Here is an 18,838-nt window from a genome sequence, read left to right on the forward strand (position 1 = left end):
ATCGGCCTCAGTCGCAAGCCGTTAGCCTTCAAGGGCAACTAGACGTTGTCAATGTTCACCTGAAACACGGGGGTTGAGAATGAAGACGATCTTGGTCCCGATCCAAAACATTGCGACCATGGCATCCACACTCGAGGCCGCCGCACGTCTCGCGCAACGTACCGGCGCCTACATCGAAGGCTTTCCGCTCCGGTTCGGTATCCCTCAATACTTAGTCGCAGAATTGGCTACTGGCATCCCTTTGGATTCCTACTATGCGAAGAGCCAGGAAGAGTTAGCCGAAATGCACCGTTTGTTCGAAGCGTTCATGCTAACGCACGATATTCCTCCAGCCACTGCCGGCTCGAGCCGACCATGCTTCGGCTGGCTGGAAACCGCGCCTGAGGGTGACGACTTTGTTGGAAGTTATGGGCGTGCTTTCGACGTCATTGTAATGCCGCGGTCGGACGTTGATGCTGCCGGCCCGAACCGGCGCGCCATTGAATCCGCACTGTTTGAGAGCGGTAGACCCGTTCTACTGGCGCCACCAGACGCGCCAGGAAGCATCGCGACAAACATTGTGATCCACTGGAACGGTAGTACCGAGCAGGCTCGGGTCAACGCTTTTGCCATGCCGCTGCTTCGTCTGGCAGAACGGGTAACGGTGCTGACCGTGATTGGCGGACAAGACGTACCAGGCCCATCTGCCGATCAGATAGTCCGACAATTGCGGTACAACGACATTGCCGCCAAGCTAGTGAGCATAGAACTGGAAGACCGCGACACAGGTGAGGCGGTTCTTGATGCCGCCAGAGTACAAGGCTGCGATCTGTTGATAAAAGGAGCCTTTACCCGCAACAGGCTGCGGCAAATGATATTCGGTGGCGCAACCAGTTACATCATGGAGCACGCGGATTTACCCGTCCTAATGGCGCATTAGAACTGCGCGTACAATTCGCTCCGCCTCCGACGCAGTGCGGCGCGAGCAAGCATAGAATTGCTTTCTATCGCAGCTTGCCCAACGCAGGAGTGCGCCTTCCTCGCGCCCTGTCAGCCCGCGGCAATTCCTTGGGGCCTTTGGCTTTATCTCTGACCGATAAGAGATCCATCCCTGACTAGGTCCGGTTTGCGCCACAAGACCCTAGTCCAGTGATGGCTCGATATGCTTTGATGCGAGGAGCCGGAAACGCGTAGGTGGCCTCATGTACATGGTCATTCGAAAGTACACCAAGGTTCGTTCGGTCGCGGATGCTGCTCGCCGCGCGAAAAGTGGCATCGGTCAGATCTTAAGGGAATCGCACGGCTTCAGATCTTATTATGTATTGGACGGGGGCGAAGGCGTCGGCGTCGCTGTGATGATATTCGACGACCGAGAAAGCGCCATCGCGGCGAACGATAGAGTACTGGCATTTGTTCAAGCAAGCTTGCATGACCTTGATCTTGGAGACCCCGAAATTCTCGCCGGGGAGGTTCTGGTGGATATAGAGGCGGATGCGTCATCATTCGTGAAGGCTCATCCAGCGCGTGAACGCTAGGTCGTCACACAGGAAGGTGCTTAGAGGACTGCACCTGCGATGTCGGCCGTTGGCCGTTGCTGACGTAGCGCTCCAAACATATGTCCGCTTTGCGCCAGGAGCGGTCCTCCTCCCGATTCGCAGAATGGCCCTTCGCGACATATTGCAGCGCCGCGCGGCTTTGGTCGCTAAGGGCGTATAGCGGAAGTCCGATGGATGCGTAGGAACGGCGGTGCCGGTTGCGTTTGGTTCATCAGATCTGAGTTCTACCATCGCCTCTCAGGCAATAGTCGCGCGGTGTTGCAGCCGAACTCCCGATTATACGATCGTGCAGCGTTATACGGGAGCGAAACTCATATTGGCTTTACAGGCCCGTCGCCCTAAAATTGCGGCGATCGCAGGACGGGCGAAATGCAGTATGTTTGCGACGCGCCGAACGGAAAGACCCGGTTCCGTATCGAGACGGAAGGTGAAGCGGCGCACGAGTCACGCCTGATGAGCCACACAGTCGAGAAATATTTCCGCCGCGAGCGGGAGAAGGCAGTCCAGTCCTGGCGTCCGGAGCGGCCCAATGCGATCGAGCGCGACATCGGCCTCGAGGCCCATGTGCAGCGAGAGATGCCGCTTTTCCTCACGTTGCGCGACAGGGAGGGCAATGCACTGACTACAGCGATGCTGCCACCGGGTGGAAATGATCGCGACGGGTTCCGGATGATCATCGTTGCCGCATCCAATGCCGATCCTTATCCCCAGCAAGGCGCGGCCATCGCTGCGCTGGGAGCGCATTTCGGTCTCACACTCAATCGCGACCGCTGCTTCCCCTACGGCCGCTAGGGAGCCTGACAAGTATCGCTACTTGATTGGAGCGATGTCGGCTCATGGGCTCATCACGTCATTTCGTCGCCGCGCAGTAGTGGGGCGCTTTCGGGGAAAAAGCAGACATCAAACGGCAGGCAGGATCGGTTGGGTCGGTCGCGAATGACCCAAAGCAGTCTGTTGCTAGAAATCAACTGGATTGAATGCTCCACCAAGAGGGCGGCAATGCCGGGGCAGCCGGGACATCGTCAGAGTGCGATTGTTTCCTCGACTACATGTTTCAGCGGCGTCCCCTCAGCGGACAGGGTCATCCGCAGTTTGAGCTTGCCACCTTTCACCGCCCCGCTACGCACCAGGTTCTCAATTTCACGCTGCGATGTAACTCCGACATGCTTCAGAAATTTACGGATAGCCATATTGAAGCGGTCTTCATCGAACTCGGCGGTCATGGCTGTTCTCCCTAGTCGGGCAGGCGAAGTCTAACATGAGGCGAGCAAAAACCAAACATCGAGACCCAACTCGCGTCGCCGTTGACCTCCTCGTCAACCTGATTGCCTACAACGCCGGCCCGGAGCTGAAGACTACACCTGAGGCTGCAAGGTCGGCCGTTTGAGGTGGACCGGATACGGCTGGCGCTGTCCCCGACCGCCGCTTGTGACCCTGGCTGTGTGAAAACGCTGGGCTGCTGTTATGATTCTCCTGTGATTCTTTGGGGGAATCGATGAGGCGCTTCGTTGAAGAGGCGGATCGTGGACAGCGGTCGCTGTTGCCCGAATGCCTCGATGACTTCATTGACGAGAGCAACCCTGTTCGCGTGATCGACGTATTTGTCGATGCGCTCGGTTTGGCTGAGATGGGCTTTGAGGGTGTGGAGCCGGCGGCCACCGGTCGGCCGTCGTACCATCCCTCGGTGCTCCTGAAGCTTTACATTTACGGTTATCTGAACCGGGTACAGTCGAGCCGGCGGCTGGAACGAGAGGCCGGGCGCAACGTCGAGGTGATGTGGCTGCTGGGTCGGCTCGCTCCCGATCACAAGACGATTGCGGACTTCCGCAAGGACAACGGCCTGGCGCTGCGCAGGGTATGTGCGCGCTTCGTCGAACTCTGCCGAGAGATGGGTCTGCTGGCGACGGCGAGCGTCGCCATCGATGGCAGCAAGTTCAAGGCCGTGAACAACCGGGACAGGAACTTCACGCGCGCGAAGATGGAGCGACGGCGTGCTCAGTTGGAGGAGAGCGTCGCGCGCTATCTGAGCCAACTTGACACGGCCGACCGCCAGGAGCCGACCGAGGCCCTGGCCACGAAGGTGACGAGGCTTACCGAGAAGCTGACGAAACTGAAGGAGGAAATGGGCAAGCTTGCCGTCTACGAGAAGCAGATGCTTGCGTCACCCGACCAGCAAATCTCCCTGACCGACCCCGACAGCCGCTCGATGGCGACGAGCGGGCGCGGCTCTGGTGTTGTCGGCTACAACGTACAGGTCGCCGTAGACACCGAACACCATCTGATTGTGACGCACGAGGTGACGAACAGCGGCTCGGATCGGGCACAACTTGCCAATATGGCCAAGCGGGCGAAGGCTGTTCTGAAGACTGAGACGCTCGAAGCTGTAGCCGATCGCGGCTACTTCAACAGCCCAGAGATCCTTGCGTGCCACGAAGCGGGCATCACGGTAACTCTGCCCAAACCGCTAACGTCCGGCGCTAAGGCAGACGGACGCTTCGGTAAACAGGACTTTGCCTATTTGCCAGAGGAGGACGTCTATCGCTGCCCGGCCGGGGAGCGGCTATCATATCGCTATACGAATGAAGAAGACAGCAAGGTGCTGCGGCGCTACTGGACCACGGCCTGTCAAAGCTGTTCGCTCAAGACCCAATGCACGCCTGGGTCAGAACGGCGGATTACGCGATGGGAGCATGAGCATCTGCTCGAGGCTGTGCAGCAGCGCCTTGATGCAAGCCCGCACGCCATGCGTCAGCGCCGCGAAACTGTCGAGCATCCGTTCGGCACCATGAAGGCCCGCATGGGAGCGACACACTTCCTCACCAAAACGCTTCCGAAAGTGGCGGCCGAAATGGCGCTCTCCGTCCTGGCCTACAATCTGACACGGGTCATGAACATCGTCGGGATCAAGCCGCTGATGGCTGCGATCGCGGCATGACACCAATCCAGTCCCGACTGCCTCGGGACTGGCGTTTTTACACGACCAAGACCCGAAGCGGACGACAGAATTCCCCGTTTTCATTTACTGCATGCTAGCTTCGAGTGTCGAAGTCCAACAACTAGGGGCTGACATGAAGTCTGGATTTATAGTCGCTACGGCAGTGTTCCTACTTGTATCCGGCGCTGCGAGCGCCGCGGAAATCAAAGTGCTCGCCTCGGGCGCGACAAAGGAAATCATCAATGAAATACTTCCCGCTTTCGAGAACGATTCTGGTCACAAAGTTGCAATCACATTTACAGGCACCGCGAATATTAAAAAGCACATAGCGGCTGGAGAAACGTACGATCTAGTTATCGTCGGGGCACCAGTAATTGATGCGTTCGCACAGCAAGGCAAAATAGCGTCCGGCACTCGGACGGATTTGATGAAATCAGGTGTTGGTGTCGCAGTGCGGGCAGGCGCATCGAAACCAGATATCGGATCGAGCGAAGCGCTGAAAAAGACGCTGCTCGCAGCCAAGTCCATCGGCTATTCAAGCGGACCAAGCGGGGATCATATGCTCAACTTGGTTGAGCGTATGGGTATCGCCGATCAGGTTAAGTCAAAAATGAAACAGGTCCCCTCTGGCAGCCGGATCAGCACGATGATCGAAAGTGGTGAAGCGGAAATCGGTTTTCAGCAGATCAGTGAACTGATCCACGAAAAAGGCATCGACTATCTTGGTCCGCTGCCCTCAGAGCTTCAGAAGATTACGGTGTTTTCAGCCGGCCTCCACACTGGCGCAAAAGAACCGGAGGCCGCGAAGGCTCTGGTCAAGGCACTGACAGCTCCGAACGCCGCAACTGTCATCAAGGCATACGGCATGGAGCCTGGCTGAAGCTTTCGACTAGACTGTACAGGTTGATGCCTTCCGACCGAACGTCCGCCTATGGCCCAACTCGGACCTCCGATGATGTCCGCCGTTGCGCCGCTGTCAGAGGCACAGCGGACATCGCGAGCGCCTTGTGGTGTTGAGAACGGCTCCCGGCGGGTGGGCCGCGTCAGGAATGCCCACCCGCCGAGCCGCGCCGCCAGACCATGCCGTGCAGCGGCGCATCGGAAAGCGTTATGGGCCGACGCGGTGGACAATGCCGGCTTGACCCTCGTCCTCGCGAGGGACTGCGGGGGCCGCCGAAACCAGCTTGACGCCGAGCACAGCCGCCGGCGCAAGGTCGGCTCGAGGTATGATCGCCGCGCCATCGTGCATCGTCCGCCAGGTCAATTCCGCCTCTAACCGCTGCGCTGCCAGCCGACTGGCAGATAGCTCGGCCATTTTGCGCTGCCTCTCCTCGTCAGACAACGCGGCGCTATGGTCGCTGACTTCGTCGATCTCGACGGCAAGCCGTGAAATCAGCGCGTCCTTGTTCATCCTGCGCCTGACGACATGCCGCTGAACGCTGTTGCCACCGCAAGTCCCGCCCGGACAGCTTGCTCTGCCGCATCTTCGCTTGCGCGCGGCCAGCCGAAATAGGCCTGCACTCCGTCTCCCAGAAACTTCGCGACGTGGCCCTCCAGTCGCGCAATCTCTCCCGCCACCGTGTTCGAGTAGGCCCGCATCACCTCGCGCAGCTCCTCGGGATCTAGACGGCGGCTGAGGTCGGTCAAGCCGACGAGGTCGACGAACATGAGCGTGAGCTGTCGGCGCTCCACCGACGCGACGGGCCGCGCCCGCCGCCAGGTCCGCTGGTAGCAGGCCGATTGCATCGAAAAGCTTCCGCCGGTGGCCGACGGCCTGGACTCCAATCTCCTTGAGATCTTCAACCGTCAGGTGGGGCAGGATCTCAAGGTCAATTCCGTTGTCGCGGAACGTCTGCTCATAGGATTGCAGACGCAGGCTGCGCAGCCATTCTCCGATGTCCAACTTCGTCTCCGTAGTCCCCTCGATTGCGGATCCCCTCCTCTTCTTGTCAGGCGGCCGGTCGCTGTGCGGCGGACGGCCTGATGTTCTGGTTTAGCCGGAACAGGTTGCCGGGATCGTACTTGGCCTTCAGCGCGGCAAGACGAGCGTAGTTCGGGCCGTAGGCGCCGACTACGCGATCGGTCTCGTCCTCCGGCATGAAATTGACGTAGACGCCGCCGGTTGCGTGAGGCGCGGTCTCAGTAAAGAGCCTGCGCGCCCAGGCGATCGAACGTTGCTCATCCGCCGGATCGCGCCATCGCGTGTGAACGTTCATGACAAACTTCGCATCGCGGTGGGGGAACGCCGTGGCGTCGACGGCCTTACGACCGGTGGCGCCACCAAGCTGACCCATGAAAATCTCGCACTCCCCGGTCGGCAGGCTTGTCGTATGGCTCACCAGCGTGTCGAGAAGACCGTCGTTGAGCTCAACGAAATTGTGCGACTTCCAGTAATTACAGGCGCCGGGCGTGAGCAGTGGGTCAAACGCGGTCTGCCAAGCCGCGAAGGGCTGCATGCCGATCACGTCAGCGATCGGCTCTCCGAGCGCGCGCAGCGGCTCTAATGCATGCTTGCCCTCGTTCTCATCTCCCGCATAGCAGACGGCGAACGCGACGATCTTCTTGCCGTGAACCTCGGCGGGCAAGAACGGCAGCGGCGGCGCCTGCCTGAGCACCACCCACACCGTCAGTTCGTCGGGCGCCTTGGCGGCGACGTCGCGATAGCCCGCGAGCAGCTCCTTCGCCCGCGCAAAGGGGTGGACGATGAGTCCGGCCAGAACCATCGGACCAACAGGATGCAGGCGGAACTCGAACGAACTCACCACCCCGAAATTGGCTCCGCCTCCGCGCAGCGCCCAGAACAGGTCGGTATTCTCGGCGATGCTTGCCCGGACGAGCTCGCCTTCGGCCGTCACCACGTCGGCCAAGATCAGGTTGTCGGCGGCAAGCCCGAACTTGCGGCTAAGCCACCCGAAGCCGCCGCCCAGCGTCAATCCCGCAACGCCGGTCGTCGAGTTGATCCCGAGCGGGGTGGCGAGGCCGAAAGCTTGCGCCTCCTTGTCGAAGTCGCCAAGCGTTGCCCCCGGGTCCACGCGCGCGGTGCGGTGAAATGGATCAACCCGGACGGAGCGCATCAGCGAAAGATCAATCAAGAGCCCGCCGTCACAAACGGCATTGCCCGCAATGTTATGGCCGCCGCCGCGCACGGCGACCAAGAGGCCGTGCTCACGCGCAAGCCGTACGGCACGAATGATGTCTGCGGCCCCTCTGCAGCGCACGACCGCGCCTGGGCGGCGATCTATCATCGCATTCCAGATCGTGCGTGCTTCATCGTAGCCTGGCTCCTCGGCCAGACAAACGTTGCCTCGCAAGGTTTGGCGAAAGGCGGCAATTGCATCGCTTTCAAGCGTAGTCGCCCCGCCCTGCAGCGAGGCCAACCGGATCTCCGTCATGGCATCTCCTCCGTGACTAGTGGTCAGTATTGCAGCAGTCCGCTTCATGCTCTTGGACAGATCGGCAAAGGGGCGACCACCGCCCACGGCTCTTGCAACCTTGACGGCGCAGGATCGCCCGTTGCATGCCGCTCGAATTGCGAACGACAGATTTCCGCCTGGAGGTTAGTCCTCCGGCAAACGAATGGTTCTGCGACAGAATGTCTCGCGGATGAGGAGCGCCTACAACCCCGCGCAGGTACCGGCAAACGAAACCCAGAAAATCCGGTCCGCAGAGGGAACTTCGGGGTATCGGAACGGATGGTATCCGCTCTGGCCCCGATCGCTGAAGTCAATTCGCCGGCCGATGTCCGCTTTGCGCCAGCAGCTACCACTTCTCGCAAGTCAGCTCATGGCCTTCTGAGACATGCGGGGCCGGCTGAACGTCCGGTTTGTGCCAAGAGCTGCCTTCCTTCGACTGTGAGGCTTGGGCCTACCCGGCTCCGACCTTTCTGCACGCTGCAATGCGGCACAATAGTCACCTGGCAGAAGCAGGATGAAAGTCTGACCGCGATTCAGGATAAGTGGATGGTCACAACTTTGGAGAGTGCCCGGCTATGAAAGGAAGCGGAGAACTGCCCCACCCAAACCTACGCCAAACCACGCGGTAGCAGCCGTTCCCACTACTCCCCACTCTATCATTTCGATCGACGTTTCGCCGTTGCAAGGACAAATCTTGGAGGTCTGACGGACAAATCCCGACGGTATACCCGCCGCAATTTTTCGGTCTTGAATTCACAGGAAAATTTGCACGGGACGGAGGAGTGGCTACTTCGGCAACTATCGGAGTCGATCGACAAAGCGAGGCGTTTGTTGGGCATACGCAGTGTCCCTCCGCACCGACTTTCTACTCCACGGATACCGACCTATTGGATTGCGTCCCCCGCGCCCATAGCAGCGCTAATGGACCCAACAGAATCCCGGCTGCGAGAACGGTGAACACCAGCAGCCAACCGCGCGCACTCTGCGGTCCGCCCGCAGCGTCGAGCGCGACGCCCGTCCCCCAAGCACCGACGGCTGAGAGCCCGAAGCCGACGGTGGAGTGCAGAGCCAGCGTCGCACCACGATGCTCGGAGACGGCCGCAGCGGACATGCCGGCCGTTAACGCGCCGGAATCCGCCGGTACTGTCAGGCCATAAATCAGCAGCAGCAACGCGAGCACCCACGCAGGCGCGGTCGCGTTGAGACCGATGATGATCGCAATGCACGCTGATGCAATCATCACAATCGTGATGGCGCGATGTCGTCCGAATTTTAATGCGGTCTCGTTGCCGAGGATGCTGGCCGGCATCGAGATCACCGCGAAGCAGAAGCTCATTAGCACGGGCGTCAACCACGAGGGTGCGCTTTGATGAGCGACGACGAAGGTCCAGAATCCGACCAGCCAGGTACGAATGCCGTACAGCTCGAAGCAGTGGGCTCCATAACCGAAGATGTAACCGAGAGCCTCGCGGTTTGAGAAAACGAGCCCGAAATTCAACAGCCGCCCTGCCTTCGGAGCGGGCCGACGCCCCTCGATCAGAAGACATGCGATCACCATCGCGATGGGACCGATGCCCGTGCTGTAGAAAGCGACCCGCCAACCCCAGCGATTTGCCTATTGGCCTGCGGATAAGACGCGGGCCATTATCGACGCCAGCATCGGGACTGCGCTCGCCACGACGGCCGCTGAGGCTCCAGATCGCATCGCGCTGATCGAGGTCGTGCCGGCATCTGTGCCTTCGCCGGCGGGCGCCGCACAAACCGATCGGCGCTGGACGTACGCTCAGTTGCAGGACGACGCGAGCCGCTGCGCGAGCTGGCCGCTGGGGAAGTTCAACACGGGCGACCGCATCTGCGTCTGGGCACCGAACGTGCCCGAGTGGGTTGTGTTGCAGTACGGCGCCGCGCTCGCTGGCGTGATCCTTGTGACAGCCAATCCGGCATTCAAGCCGAGCGAGCTGGAGTTCGTCCTGCGTCAGTCCAAGGCCTCCGCCCTCTTCCATCTGTCGAGCTTCCGCGGCGTCGACACCGGTGCCGTCGCCCGCGAAATGGAGAAGATCGGCCTCAAGTGCTACTCCTTCGAAGGGTGGCTCGAGGAGATCCGGAGCGCGCCGGCTACGAAACTGCCCGAGATCGACCCGGGACATGCTGCGCAGATCCAGTACACGTCTGGAACCACAGGCCGTCCCAAGGGCGCCCTGCTCCATCACCGCGGCCTGGTGACGAACGCGAGCTACATTGCGGCCAAGGCCGGACTGGAAAACGGCGTCTTGCTCAGCCCGATGCCGCTCTTTCACACGGCGGGATCTGTGATGAGCGTTCTCGGATGCATGACATCGCGCGCGACACTAATTCTACCGCTGTTCTTCGATCCGCCTACGGTCCTGCAGGCTATCGAAGCGAGAAAAGCCGAGATCATGTTCGGCGTTCCGACGATGTTGCTCGCGCTGATCGACGCTATGAAGACCGCACCGCGCGACCTTTCGTCGTTGCGCGTCGCGCTGTCCGGAGGCGCTCCGGTCTCCCCGGAGATACATCGGCGGGTGAAGGAAGCGCTTGGTCTTCCCGTCCTTACGGTCTTCGGCCAGACTGAACTCAGCCCGATTGTCGCCCAGACAAGCGTCGACGACCCCGAGACGGAGCTTGTCCACACCGTCGGAAAGCCGCTCTGGAATGTCGAGGTGCGGATCGCTGATCCGATCGATCTACGGGTGCGGCCGATCGGCAGCGAGGGCGAGATTCAGGTCCGCGGCTATCAGACGATGATTGGCTATTTCGAAGCGCCCGAGGACACGCGCCAGGCCATCGCGACGGACGGGTGGCTGCGCACAGGTGACCTTGGGACGCTTGATGAGCGCGGGTACCTGCGCGTCACCGGCCGGCTGAAGGACATGATCATCCGCGGCGGAGAGAACATCTATCCGGTCGAGGTCGAAGCCTGCCTTCTGCGGCATCCCGACGTCGCCGATGTCGCAGTGTTCGGGGCTCCGGACGAAAAGTGGGGAGAGGTCGTAGCGGCCGCCGTCCGCCTGTCACCGAACGCGTACGGATGCGCGGAGAAGCTGATCGAGCACTGCCGCGGGGCGATGGCGCACCACAAATCGCCGACGCTCTGGTTCGCCTGTACCGAGTTTCCGCTGACTGCGTCCGGCATGGTCCAGAAATTCAGGCTGCGAGAGGCGTTGGCCGCCGGCACGCTCGACAAACTGGATTAGCGAACGACCTTCAGCGGAAGCGCCACGCCCAGTATGCGTCGCCCCGATCCCGCCGCTCAGTGACGTCGATCCTCATGAAGCGGTCGTGCGCCAGCGCGGCGCCGACCCAGAGTTCGTTCCAGGCATCGAACACCGACGGCGAGAGGTTCTCTCGTTCCGACATCAGACGCCACGACGTCTGACGGACGGTGAAGGCGTTTCCGTCCTGGCTCAGTTCGGCGTCGTCGCCCTGCCCGCGCGCGATCCGCGCGAACGCGTTCGCGAAGCCGGCAGCGCCCGGCTCGACGCCGCCGAGGTGCGTCACGACTTCGTCGAAAGTATGCATACCGATCAGCCTGGCCGCTGCGCCAGCTAGATGCCCGCCCTCGTCCGGACCGAGAGTAACGACGGCCTCCGGGACGATCGAAGTAATGTACTCCATCGAGTAGTTGCGTAGCACCTTGAGAAGCCGTTCTTCGGGCCAGGTATTTTCGGGAAGTTTGGGCGCACGCTCCGGATCGAAGGCCGGGCAACGCTCTCCCGGCGAGAACTGCAGCCGCTCCTCGGGAGCCAGGTCGTGATCCCACTCCTTGTAGTAACCCTCCAACCCGGGCTGCCCATCGACGGTCTGGCCGGTGCAGACGAAACCCAGTCGCGGATTGCCGAGAACGACGCCGTTGTTGGCGTGCCATCCCCGTAGCATGGCGCGCGATACGTCCGAAGGGATCCCGCAGATCGCCGTACCCGACCAGATCCATCGCGGCGGCGGGTACCGGACCCACGCCTTTTTGTCGCTTTCGTAGACGTATTCGACCTTCACGCCGCCGACCTGATTGGACAGGTAGTGATACTGTGCGCAGGCCACTGCGTTCGGCAAACCGTCAAGTCCGAGTTTCTTCAGACCGGGAAGGAAGCGGGCCAGTTGTTGACGGCGGAAGGTACGGAAAACGATTTCTGCCGCGCGCTGCGGCCCCGCTTGCGACGACACCTTGAGAATGAGGCCAGTCAGGTAGGAGTGATAAATCAAGTCTATGGCGCGATACGCTGCGACATCAGCGGCTGTTTCGTGGCTCTTTGTCTTCACTTCTTCGCCTCCAGGCCAGCCGTGACGAAATCGGCGATCGATTGAGCCAGCTTCTTCTTGTTTGCCTGCGTCTCGCCGTCGCGAGGTTGATACCAACGCGACGTCCAGTTCAACGCTCCGAGCAGCGGCTTGGCCGCGAGCTTCGCATCGACGCTGCGGAAATCTCCGGACGCCACGCCTTCCTTGATGACGCGAATGTAGAGATTCTCGTTGGCTTCTCGCAGCGCGGCCACTTCCGCGAGTTCCGCTCGTTCGCTTTCGTTGGTGCGCTCGAGCAGATGCATTTCCAGTCCCTGGGCTATCACGCGGAGGTACGGAAGGTGATCGATAACTAGCAGCGTGTGCGCGAAAGCCATGCCGTGCAGCCGCTCTCGCGGGGCGACCTGCAATTCGAAGGGCGGGCGGATTGCCGCGTTGGTCAACTCCATCCCACGGCGATGGACCGCAAAGAACAGCTCGGATTTGCTCCGGTAGTAGTAATAGATCGCGCCCTTGGTCGAGCCGATCTCGTCGCTCACCCGGTCAAGCGAAGTCGCGGCAAATCCCTGCCTCATGAACGCGCGCGCGGCCGCGTCCAGAAGTTCGACGCGTCGGTCGCCTAGCGGTTCCCCTACCTCGACCTTGCCGATCTTGCTCAATGATCTGCTCTCCCCTGAACGAGGTTGACAGTCAAACATACTACTCAGTATCCTGCAACATACTACTGGGTATCTAAGGAGGTGCCGCCATGCTGGACGACTACGCCGGCGTACGCGTGCTTGACGTCAGCCAGGGCTTTGCTGGCCCTTATTGCGGCGCGATCCTCGCGCGAGGTGGTGCGTCGGTGATCAAGGTCGAGCCTCCGTCGGGCGACTGGGCGCGCGCAATCGGCGGTGCCGTTGACGGGCACACGGCTTTCAGTCTGGTTCCGAATATCGGCAAGCGCGCCGTCTGCATTGATGGAATCAGAGAGCAAGGGCGCGCCCTCCTGGTGAGGCTCGCCAAGAGCACCGACATCGTCATCCAAAATTTCCGGCCGGGCGTCGTCGATCGTCTTCAGATCGCTGACCACCAGTTGCGGCCCGACAATCCGGATCTCATCTACGTCTCGATTCTCGGTTTCGGGGCCGGCCCCTACGAAAAGCGACCAGCCACCGACACCATCATTCAAGGCTTTACCGGAATGATGGAAATGAATCGCGACTCGCAAGACACGCCGCGACGCATCGGAATGTTGGCCGTCGACACGGCTGCCGGCGTCTATGCAGCGCAACAGGTAGGCGCGGCCCTCTATCGCCGCCTCACGAAGCGAGGCGGGCAGCACGTCAAAATTTCGCTGGTCGAGGTCGCCGCGGCCTTTCAAGCCATGCCGATCGTCGACGACGCGCTGCGCCGCCGCGGCCAGCCGAATGTGCCCTTGAGTGTGCCGATCGGAACTTTCGCGACTGCGGACGGGCACATCAATCTCTCCTGCGTGTCAAACGCGATGTTCCATGGCATCTGCAAGGCGCTAGGCAAGGCGGATTGGATCTTGGACCCGAGATTCGTGACGGAAGCTGGACGTCTCGACCATGCAGGCGAGATCACGGCGGAAGTCGCGCGTATCCTCCATACCAGGCCGAGCGTGTACTGGATCGAGGCGTTCGAACGGCACGACGTGCTGTGCGGTCCCGTGCAGGGCTATCGAGAGTTTCTCGACGATCCGCACGTCCGTGGTTCGGGGCTGCAGGCGACGCTGCAGGGCGGCGCATTCGAAGGGCTGCCCCTTACGCTGCTCCCCGGCACGTCGGCCGCAGGCGCCCGCCTGCCCGCTCCGCCCCGGCTGGGCGAACACACCACGGAGGTGCTCGCGGAGCACGGATATTCGCAATCAGAGATCGATCGTTTCATCGAAGACGGCACGATCGTTCAGGCAAAAACCGAAGGGAGAAGACAATGAAAAGAAAATCAATCGCCGCATTGGGGGCTGCCTTGGTCGCAGGCTTCATGTCGTCCTCGGCTCTCGCCCAGGTATCGGACAATGTCGTTCGCATCAGCATTCTCAACGACATGACGGGAATCTATGCCGATGCGGGGGGCAAGGGATCCATCGTCGCTGCCGAACTCGCTGCGGAAGACTTCGGCGGTAAGGTCGCCGGCGCGATGATCGAGGTCGTTTCAGGTGACCACGCCAACAAACCCGATATCGCATCGAACCTTGCAAGAAAGGCCTATGACGCCGAAGGAGTCGATGTAATCGCGGACGGCGGCTCGTCCGCGGCGGCTCTGGCGATGCAGAACGTCTCGCGCGAGAAGAAGAAGATCATCTTGCTGTCGGGCCCGGCGACGGCGGAGATCACCGGCAAGGCTTGCTCGCCTTACAGCTTTCACTGGATGTACGACACCTACGCACTCGCTGCGGCGCCCCCGGAGGGCGTCCTGAAGCGCGGCGGAGACACCTGGTTCTTCATCACGGCCGACTACGCCTTCGGCAAGTCGATGGAAGCTGAAGCGACGAAGCGGATCCAGGCCGGCGGCGGCAAAATCGTAGGCGGCGTCCGTGCACCGCTGGATACGCCCGACTTCTCATCGTATCTGCTTCAGGCGCAGGGATCTGACGCCAAGGTCATGGCGCTGGCGACCGCGGGCAGCGACACCAGCAATGCCATCAAGCAGGCGCAGGAATACAAGGTTATCGGCCCGAACACGCAGGTCGTCACGTTCCTGATGTTCATCAACGACGTAAACGCCATGGGTCTGAAGGACGGACAAGGCTTGATCTCGTCGACGACCTACTATCACGATCTCGACGACGGTAGCCGAAAGTTCGCAAAGCGCTTCTGGGACAAGATGGGCCGGCCGCCGTCCATCGTTCAAGCCGGCGTCTACAGCTCGGTCCTGCACTACCTAAAGGCGATCGCGGCGACAAACACGGATGACGCAGACAAGGTCGCTGCGAAGATGCGCGAGATGCCCGTCGAAGACGGATTCACCCACGGCGCAAAAATCCGAGCCGACGGTCGCCTGCTACGCGATCTCTACGTGACCGAGGTCAAGAAGCCCGAGGAATCAAAGGGGCCTTGGGATTATTGGAAGATCGTTGCGACAATCCCGGGCGATAAGGCCTGGCGGCCGGTCGAGGAGAGCAAATGCCCGTTGCTCAAGACCCACTGACCCAAGGAGGTTGAGCATGGCGGACGATCCGAAGCTGTTGGTCGAGAACGACGGCCTGGTCACGGTCATCACCATCAATCGTCCGGCGGTCCGCAACGCTCTCGACAACGAGACTGCCGCGGCGCTTGCGAAGGCGCTGCGGGGCTTCGACCGCGACGAGAGCCAGGCCGTCGCAGTCCTGACCGGCGCCGGTGGGCATTTCTGCGCGGGCGCGGATCTGAAGGAGCTCGCTGCGGGCCACGAATACAAGCCATGGGCCGGCGATCCGGACGGCCCATGCCATGGCATCATGTCGAAGCCCGTGATCGCCGCCGTTGCGGGCTACGCCTGCGCGGGAGGCCTCGGGGTCGCCCTCAGATGCGATCTCCGCGTCGCCGAGGAGACCGCCACCTTCGCCGTTCTTTCCCGGCGATGGGGTGTTCCGATGAGCGATGGAACGACCGTTCGTTTACCGCGCCTCATCGGCGCCGGCCGAGCGCTCGACCTGCTTCTGACGGCACGAAAGGTCTCCGGGACGGAAGCACTTGCGATGGGGCTGGCCGACCGGCTTGTCCCGACAGGCAAGGCTCTGAGCGCGGCGGTGGAGCTCGCGCGTCAGATTGCTGCGTTTCCGCAGATCGCAATGCGGTCCGACCGTATGTCGGCCATCCGTCAGTGGAACCTCTCGGAGAAGGACGCCATTGCTCTGGAGACCGAGCTCTCCGTTGAAGCTCGCGCCAAGGAAGCGCAGGCCGGGGCCGGTCGCTTCGCCTCCGGATCCGGCCGCCACGGTCAGGTAGGAAAGAATTGATGATGCGCGCGGTGATAGGACATCGCTTCGGCGGGATCGACGACCTCGTCTACGACGATACAACCTCACCGGCAATCGAGCCCGGTACTATCCGGGTTTCGGTGCGAGCCGCGGGCGTGAGCTTCGCGAACCTCCTGTTCATCGCCGGCAAGCATCAAAACCGGCCGAGTATTCCGTTCGTACCCGGCACCGAGATCGGCGGCGTCGTCAGCGAGATCGCGTCCGACGTCCGGACCGATCTCAAGGTCGGCGACCGCGTCTGCGCTGGTCTTCCATCCGGCGGGTTCGCCGAAGAAGCGATCGTTGATGTGGCCAATGTCTTCCGCATCCCCGATTCCTTGAGCTTCGAAGGCTCGACACTTTTCCCGACCATCTACGCGACGGCTTATGCCGGCCTTAAGTGGCGCGCGAACCTTCAATCCAGCGAGACCCTGCTCGTCCACGGCGCGGCCGGCGCCAGCGGTTTGGCCGCCGTCGAGGTCGGGCGCGCTTTGGGAGCAACGGTCATCGCGACCGCTGGAGGCGAACGGAAGATCGAAGCGGTGAAGCGGTACGGTGCCCATCACGCCATCGACTACCGCAGAGGCGGATTCCGGGATCGCGTGCTGGAGATCACCGGCGGCCGGGGCGCTGACGTCGTGTTCGATCCGGTGGGCGGCGACGTTTTCGACGAGTCCCTGCGCTGCGTCGCTCCGCTCGGGCGGTTGATTCCGATGGGCTTCGCCGCGGGCCGCATTCCGGAGATTCCCGCGAACACAGTCTTGGTGAAGAACCTCACCGTGATCGGTCTATACTGGGGATTCTATATGGCGTGGGGCAAGACTAAGGCGGATGCCGCGCTGCGTGAGAAGGTCCGCATCCTTTACGGAGAGATGTTTGACCTCTTCGAAGCCGGAAAATTACGCGCGCCCGTCGACGGTTCGCTGCCGCTGGCGGACTTCGCTACAGCGATGCGCCGCGTCGAAAGCCGGAAGGTCGTCGGCAAGATCGTCCTGATACCGGAGCAACGAGCATGACCGCGTCCTTGCAGCCAACCCACGAAGCCCCGTTTCGCGGACTGCGCGTCCTCGACTTCGGTCAGGGCGTGGCTTCGCCGTACGCGGGCTATCTCCTCGCCGCCAACGGCGCCGACGTGATCAAGGTCGAACCTCCTGAAGGCGATTGGTCGCGTCGTCTGGGTACGACCTACGGCAGTCATTCGGCATTGTCGGCCGTCTACAACCGTGGCAAGCGCAGCCTCGTTCTCGACCTCAAGAAACCCGAGGCAATCGCCACCGCGCGCAAGCTGGCGGCAACAGCTGACGTGTTGGTCGAGGGCTTCCGTCCGGGGGTGATGGATCGCCTCGGCCTCGGATACGATGCGCTGAGCCGCGACAATTCCCGCCTCATCTATCTCTCGATCAGCGGCTTCGGACAGGACGGCCCCTACGCGCAGCGCCCCTGCTCCGACTCCGTCGGCCAGGCGTTCGCCGGCCTTGTCGCGGTCAACGTGGGCGCCGACGGGATCCCGCATCGGGTCGGGGCCACGCTTTCCGACGTCTGCACCGGTCTATACGGATTTCAGGCCATTTCGACCGCGCTGTTTGCCCGCAATGCGGTCGGCAATGGCCGGCACATCGACGTCAGCCTCTCGCAATCGACCGCAGCGCTGCTTGGTCACAAGTTCGCGGAACACGTTCTCGAAGGCGGCGCGCCTCGCCTCCTCAACGTGCCAGCCGGCAGCTACCGGACGAGCGACGGTTGGATCATGGTCACTCTTGTGACGGAAGCGCAGTACGGCCGGCTGTGCTCCGCCCTGCAGCGGGAGGACCTTGCCAGGGATCCGCGGTTCGCCAGCTTCGCGCTGCGCGCCGATTGTGCCGACGAACTCGCCGCCGAACTTCAGAAGGTCTTCCCGACCGACACCACGGCGTCATGGCTCAAAAGACTTCATGCGTCGGATCTCATCGCGGACCGGATTCTGAACCCTTCTGAATGGGTAGCCAACGAACAGGTCGAGGCCACCCGCGGCGCGCTGCGCACAGAAACTCCTAACGTCGGAGGCGTTGTGGCGCCACGAACCCCAGGAAAGGCGGCCGACCTCGAGGGGGATCTGCGTCCGGCTCCAGATGTCGGACAGGACTCCGCTACCATCCTTTTGAGCGGCTGGAGTTGAGCTTTGCCGTGATACCTCCACGACACAAACGCGGCCGCGGGAAAGCTTCACGAGCGGGAGCCTAGGTGTTCGGAGACCTGCTTTCCGCTGAGGGGCATCGATGCGACCGCGCCGTCTACGAGAACCACTCTCTTGATTGTCTTTCCTTGAACAAGCATTCGAGCCACCTCGCCAACGTTTTTCCATGGATTGGCGTCCGCCGCGGCGACTGGCCGCCCGCCTTTCCAGAACCGCGCCGAATACACGCTGGAATGCGCAACGTTACTGGCTTAGCGAAAGTAGAATGACAGCTTGATGCGATCAGGTTAAGTGAGGTCACGACTCTGGAGAGTGCCCGGCTATGAACGTAAATGCGGCGTGCCCAACTAAACTCTACGCTAAAGCACGCTGTAGCGGCCGTTTCCACTACTCCCACTCTATCGTTTAGGACTACACTACCGCGTTGAGTTGCAAGCACAATCTCTCAAAGCCGACAGACAAATCCCGACGGCATATCCGCCCTAACTTTTCCGTCTTGAATTCACGGTAAAATTTGCGTGGCTCCGAGGAATGACTTCTTCGCCAACTATCGGAATCAATCGATAAAGTGAACGCGTGTGC

General features: G+C 61.4%; 17 protein-coding genes and 2 pseudogenes. 11 read left to right on the forward strand and 8 right to left on the reverse strand.

Annotation, left to right across the window (positions count from 1 at the left end; genetic code table 11):
- Positions 1–79: 79 nt before the first annotated feature.
- The 3 genes from J2R78_RS39445 to J2R78_RS39455 all read left to right on the forward strand — a co-directional run bounded on the left by J2R78_RS39445 (position 80) and on the right by J2R78_RS39455 (position 2,327).
- Positions 80–919 carry a universal stress protein gene (locus tag J2R78_RS39445; RefSeq protein ID WP_253609026.1) on the forward strand — a complete coding sequence of 280 codons (840 nt, stop codon included), beginning with the start codon at positions 80–82 and terminating at the stop codon, positions 917–919.
- Between the two features lie 262 nt (positions 920–1,181).
- A complete protein-coding gene (locus J2R78_RS39450) occupies positions 1,182–1,514 on the forward strand; it encodes a hypothetical protein (RefSeq protein WP_253609027.1) in 333 nt (110 codons plus the stop codon).
- Between the two features lie 390 nt (positions 1,515–1,904).
- Positions 1,905–2,327 carry a hypothetical protein gene (locus J2R78_RS39455; RefSeq protein ID WP_253609028.1) on the forward strand — a complete coding sequence of 141 codons (423 nt, stop codon included), beginning with the start codon at positions 1,905–1,907 and terminating at the stop codon, positions 2,325–2,327.
- Between the two features lie 230 nt (positions 2,328–2,557).
- Here J2R78_RS39455 and J2R78_RS39460 read toward each other — a convergent pair whose 3' ends face one another.
- Positions 2,558–2,758, reverse strand: a complete 201-nt coding sequence (locus tag J2R78_RS39460) for a DUF6494 family protein (protein ID WP_130220955.1) — start codon at positions 2,756–2,758, stop codon at positions 2,558–2,560.
- Positions 2,759–3,030: 272 nt separating this feature from the next.
- Here J2R78_RS39460 and J2R78_RS39465 point away from each other — a divergent pair, with 272 nt between their 5' ends.
- Both J2R78_RS39465 and J2R78_RS39470 read left to right on the forward strand, forming a co-directional pair.
- A complete protein-coding gene (locus J2R78_RS39465) occupies positions 3,031–4,470 on the forward strand; it encodes an IS1182 family transposase (protein WP_253607763.1) in 1,440 nt (479 codons plus the stop codon).
- 133 nt (positions 4,471–4,603) lie between these two features.
- Positions 4,604–5,350 carry a substrate-binding domain-containing protein gene (locus J2R78_RS39470; RefSeq protein ID WP_253609029.1) on the forward strand — a complete coding sequence of 249 codons (747 nt, stop codon included), beginning with the start codon at positions 4,604–4,606 and terminating at the stop codon, positions 5,348–5,350.
- 228 nt (positions 5,351–5,578) lie between these two features.
- On the opposite strand, the gene J2R78_RS39475 is transcribed toward J2R78_RS39470, so the two are convergent.
- From J2R78_RS39475 to J2R78_RS39495, 5 genes and pseudogenes are all read right to left on the reverse strand, one after another.
- A complete protein-coding gene (locus J2R78_RS39475; protein WP_253610088.1) occupies positions 5,579–5,881 on the reverse strand; it encodes a hypothetical protein in 303 nt (100 codons plus the stop codon).
- Positions 5,878–6,216 (reverse strand): adenylate/guanylate cyclase domain-containing protein, encoded by a 339-nt coding sequence (locus J2R78_RS39480; RefSeq protein ID WP_253609030.1) that lies wholly within the window; start codon positions 6,214–6,216, stop codon positions 5,878–5,880. Before J2R78_RS39480 ends, J2R78_RS39475 begins: the two co-directional genes overlap by 4 nt.
- Positions 6,217–6,262: 46 nt before the next feature.
- A pseudogene (locus J2R78_RS39485) lies at positions 6,263–6,373 on the reverse strand (SAM domain-containing protein); the annotation flags it as partial.
- Between the two features lie 46 nt (positions 6,374–6,419).
- The gene (locus tag J2R78_RS39490; RefSeq protein WP_253609031.1) at positions 6,420–7,862 is read right to left on the reverse strand and encodes an FAD-binding oxidoreductase; all 1,443 of its coding nucleotides are present in this window, start codon (positions 7,860–7,862) and stop codon (positions 6,420–6,422) included.
- A gap of 886 nt (positions 7,863–8,748) precedes the next feature.
- Positions 8,749–9,498 (reverse strand): annotated as a pseudogene (locus J2R78_RS39495) (MFS transporter); the annotation flags it as partial.
- 43 nt (positions 9,499–9,541) lie between these two features.
- On the opposite strand from J2R78_RS39495, the gene J2R78_RS39500 reads away from it, so the two are divergent.
- The gene (locus J2R78_RS39500; RefSeq protein ID WP_253610032.1) at positions 9,542–11,098 is read left to right on the forward strand and encodes an AMP-binding protein; all 1,557 of its coding nucleotides are present in this window, start codon (positions 9,542–9,544) and stop codon (positions 11,096–11,098) included.
- A gap of 10 nt (positions 11,099–11,108) precedes the next feature.
- On the opposite strand, the gene J2R78_RS39505 is transcribed toward J2R78_RS39500, so the two are convergent.
- The gene (locus J2R78_RS39505; protein ID WP_253609032.1) at positions 11,109–12,161 is read right to left on the reverse strand and encodes a hypothetical protein; all 1,053 of its coding nucleotides are present in this window, start codon (positions 12,159–12,161) and stop codon (positions 11,109–11,111) included.
- A complete protein-coding gene (locus J2R78_RS39510) occupies positions 12,158–12,799 on the reverse strand; it encodes a TetR/AcrR family transcriptional regulator (RefSeq protein ID WP_253609033.1) in 642 nt (213 codons plus the stop codon). Before J2R78_RS39510 ends, J2R78_RS39505 begins: the two co-directional genes overlap by 4 nt.
- A gap of 89 nt (positions 12,800–12,888) precedes the next feature.
- Between J2R78_RS39510 and J2R78_RS39515 the strand changes: the two genes are divergently transcribed.
- Genes J2R78_RS39515 through J2R78_RS39535 form a run of 5 tightly spaced genes read left to right on the forward strand, consistent with a single transcriptional unit; the run spans position 12,889 to position 18,238 of the window.
- Complete coding sequence (locus J2R78_RS39515) at positions 12,889–14,079, forward strand: CaiB/BaiF CoA-transferase family protein (RefSeq protein ID WP_253609034.1); 1,191 nt, start codon at positions 12,889–12,891, stop codon at positions 14,077–14,079.
- Entirely contained in the window at positions 14,076–15,293 is a 1,218-nt protein-coding gene (locus tag J2R78_RS39520) for an ABC transporter substrate-binding protein (protein ID WP_253609035.1), read from the forward strand. Before J2R78_RS39515 ends, J2R78_RS39520 begins: the two co-directional genes overlap by 4 nt.
- 16 nt (positions 15,294–15,309) lie before the next feature.
- Positions 15,310–16,083 (forward strand): crotonase/enoyl-CoA hydratase family protein, encoded by a 774-nt coding sequence (locus J2R78_RS39525; protein ID WP_253609036.1) that lies wholly within the window; start codon positions 15,310–15,312, stop codon positions 16,081–16,083.
- Positions 16,083–17,099, forward strand: a complete 1,017-nt coding sequence (locus J2R78_RS39530) for an NADPH:quinone oxidoreductase family protein (RefSeq protein ID WP_253609037.1) — start codon at positions 16,083–16,085, stop codon at positions 17,097–17,099. Before J2R78_RS39525 ends, J2R78_RS39530 begins: the two co-directional genes overlap by 1 nt.
- Positions 17,096–18,238, forward strand: coding sequence for a CaiB/BaiF CoA-transferase family protein (locus tag J2R78_RS39535; RefSeq protein WP_253609038.1), 1,143 nt, complete (start codon positions 17,096–17,098; stop codon positions 18,236–18,238). Before J2R78_RS39530 ends, J2R78_RS39535 begins: the two co-directional genes overlap by 4 nt.
- The last annotated feature ends 600 nt before the right edge of the window (positions 18,239–18,838 follow it).

The organism is Bradyrhizobium sp. USDA 4538 (assembly GCF_024171045.1).
Taxonomy (GTDB): Bacteria; Pseudomonadota; Alphaproteobacteria; order Rhizobiales; family Xanthobacteraceae; genus Bradyrhizobium; species Bradyrhizobium australafricanum.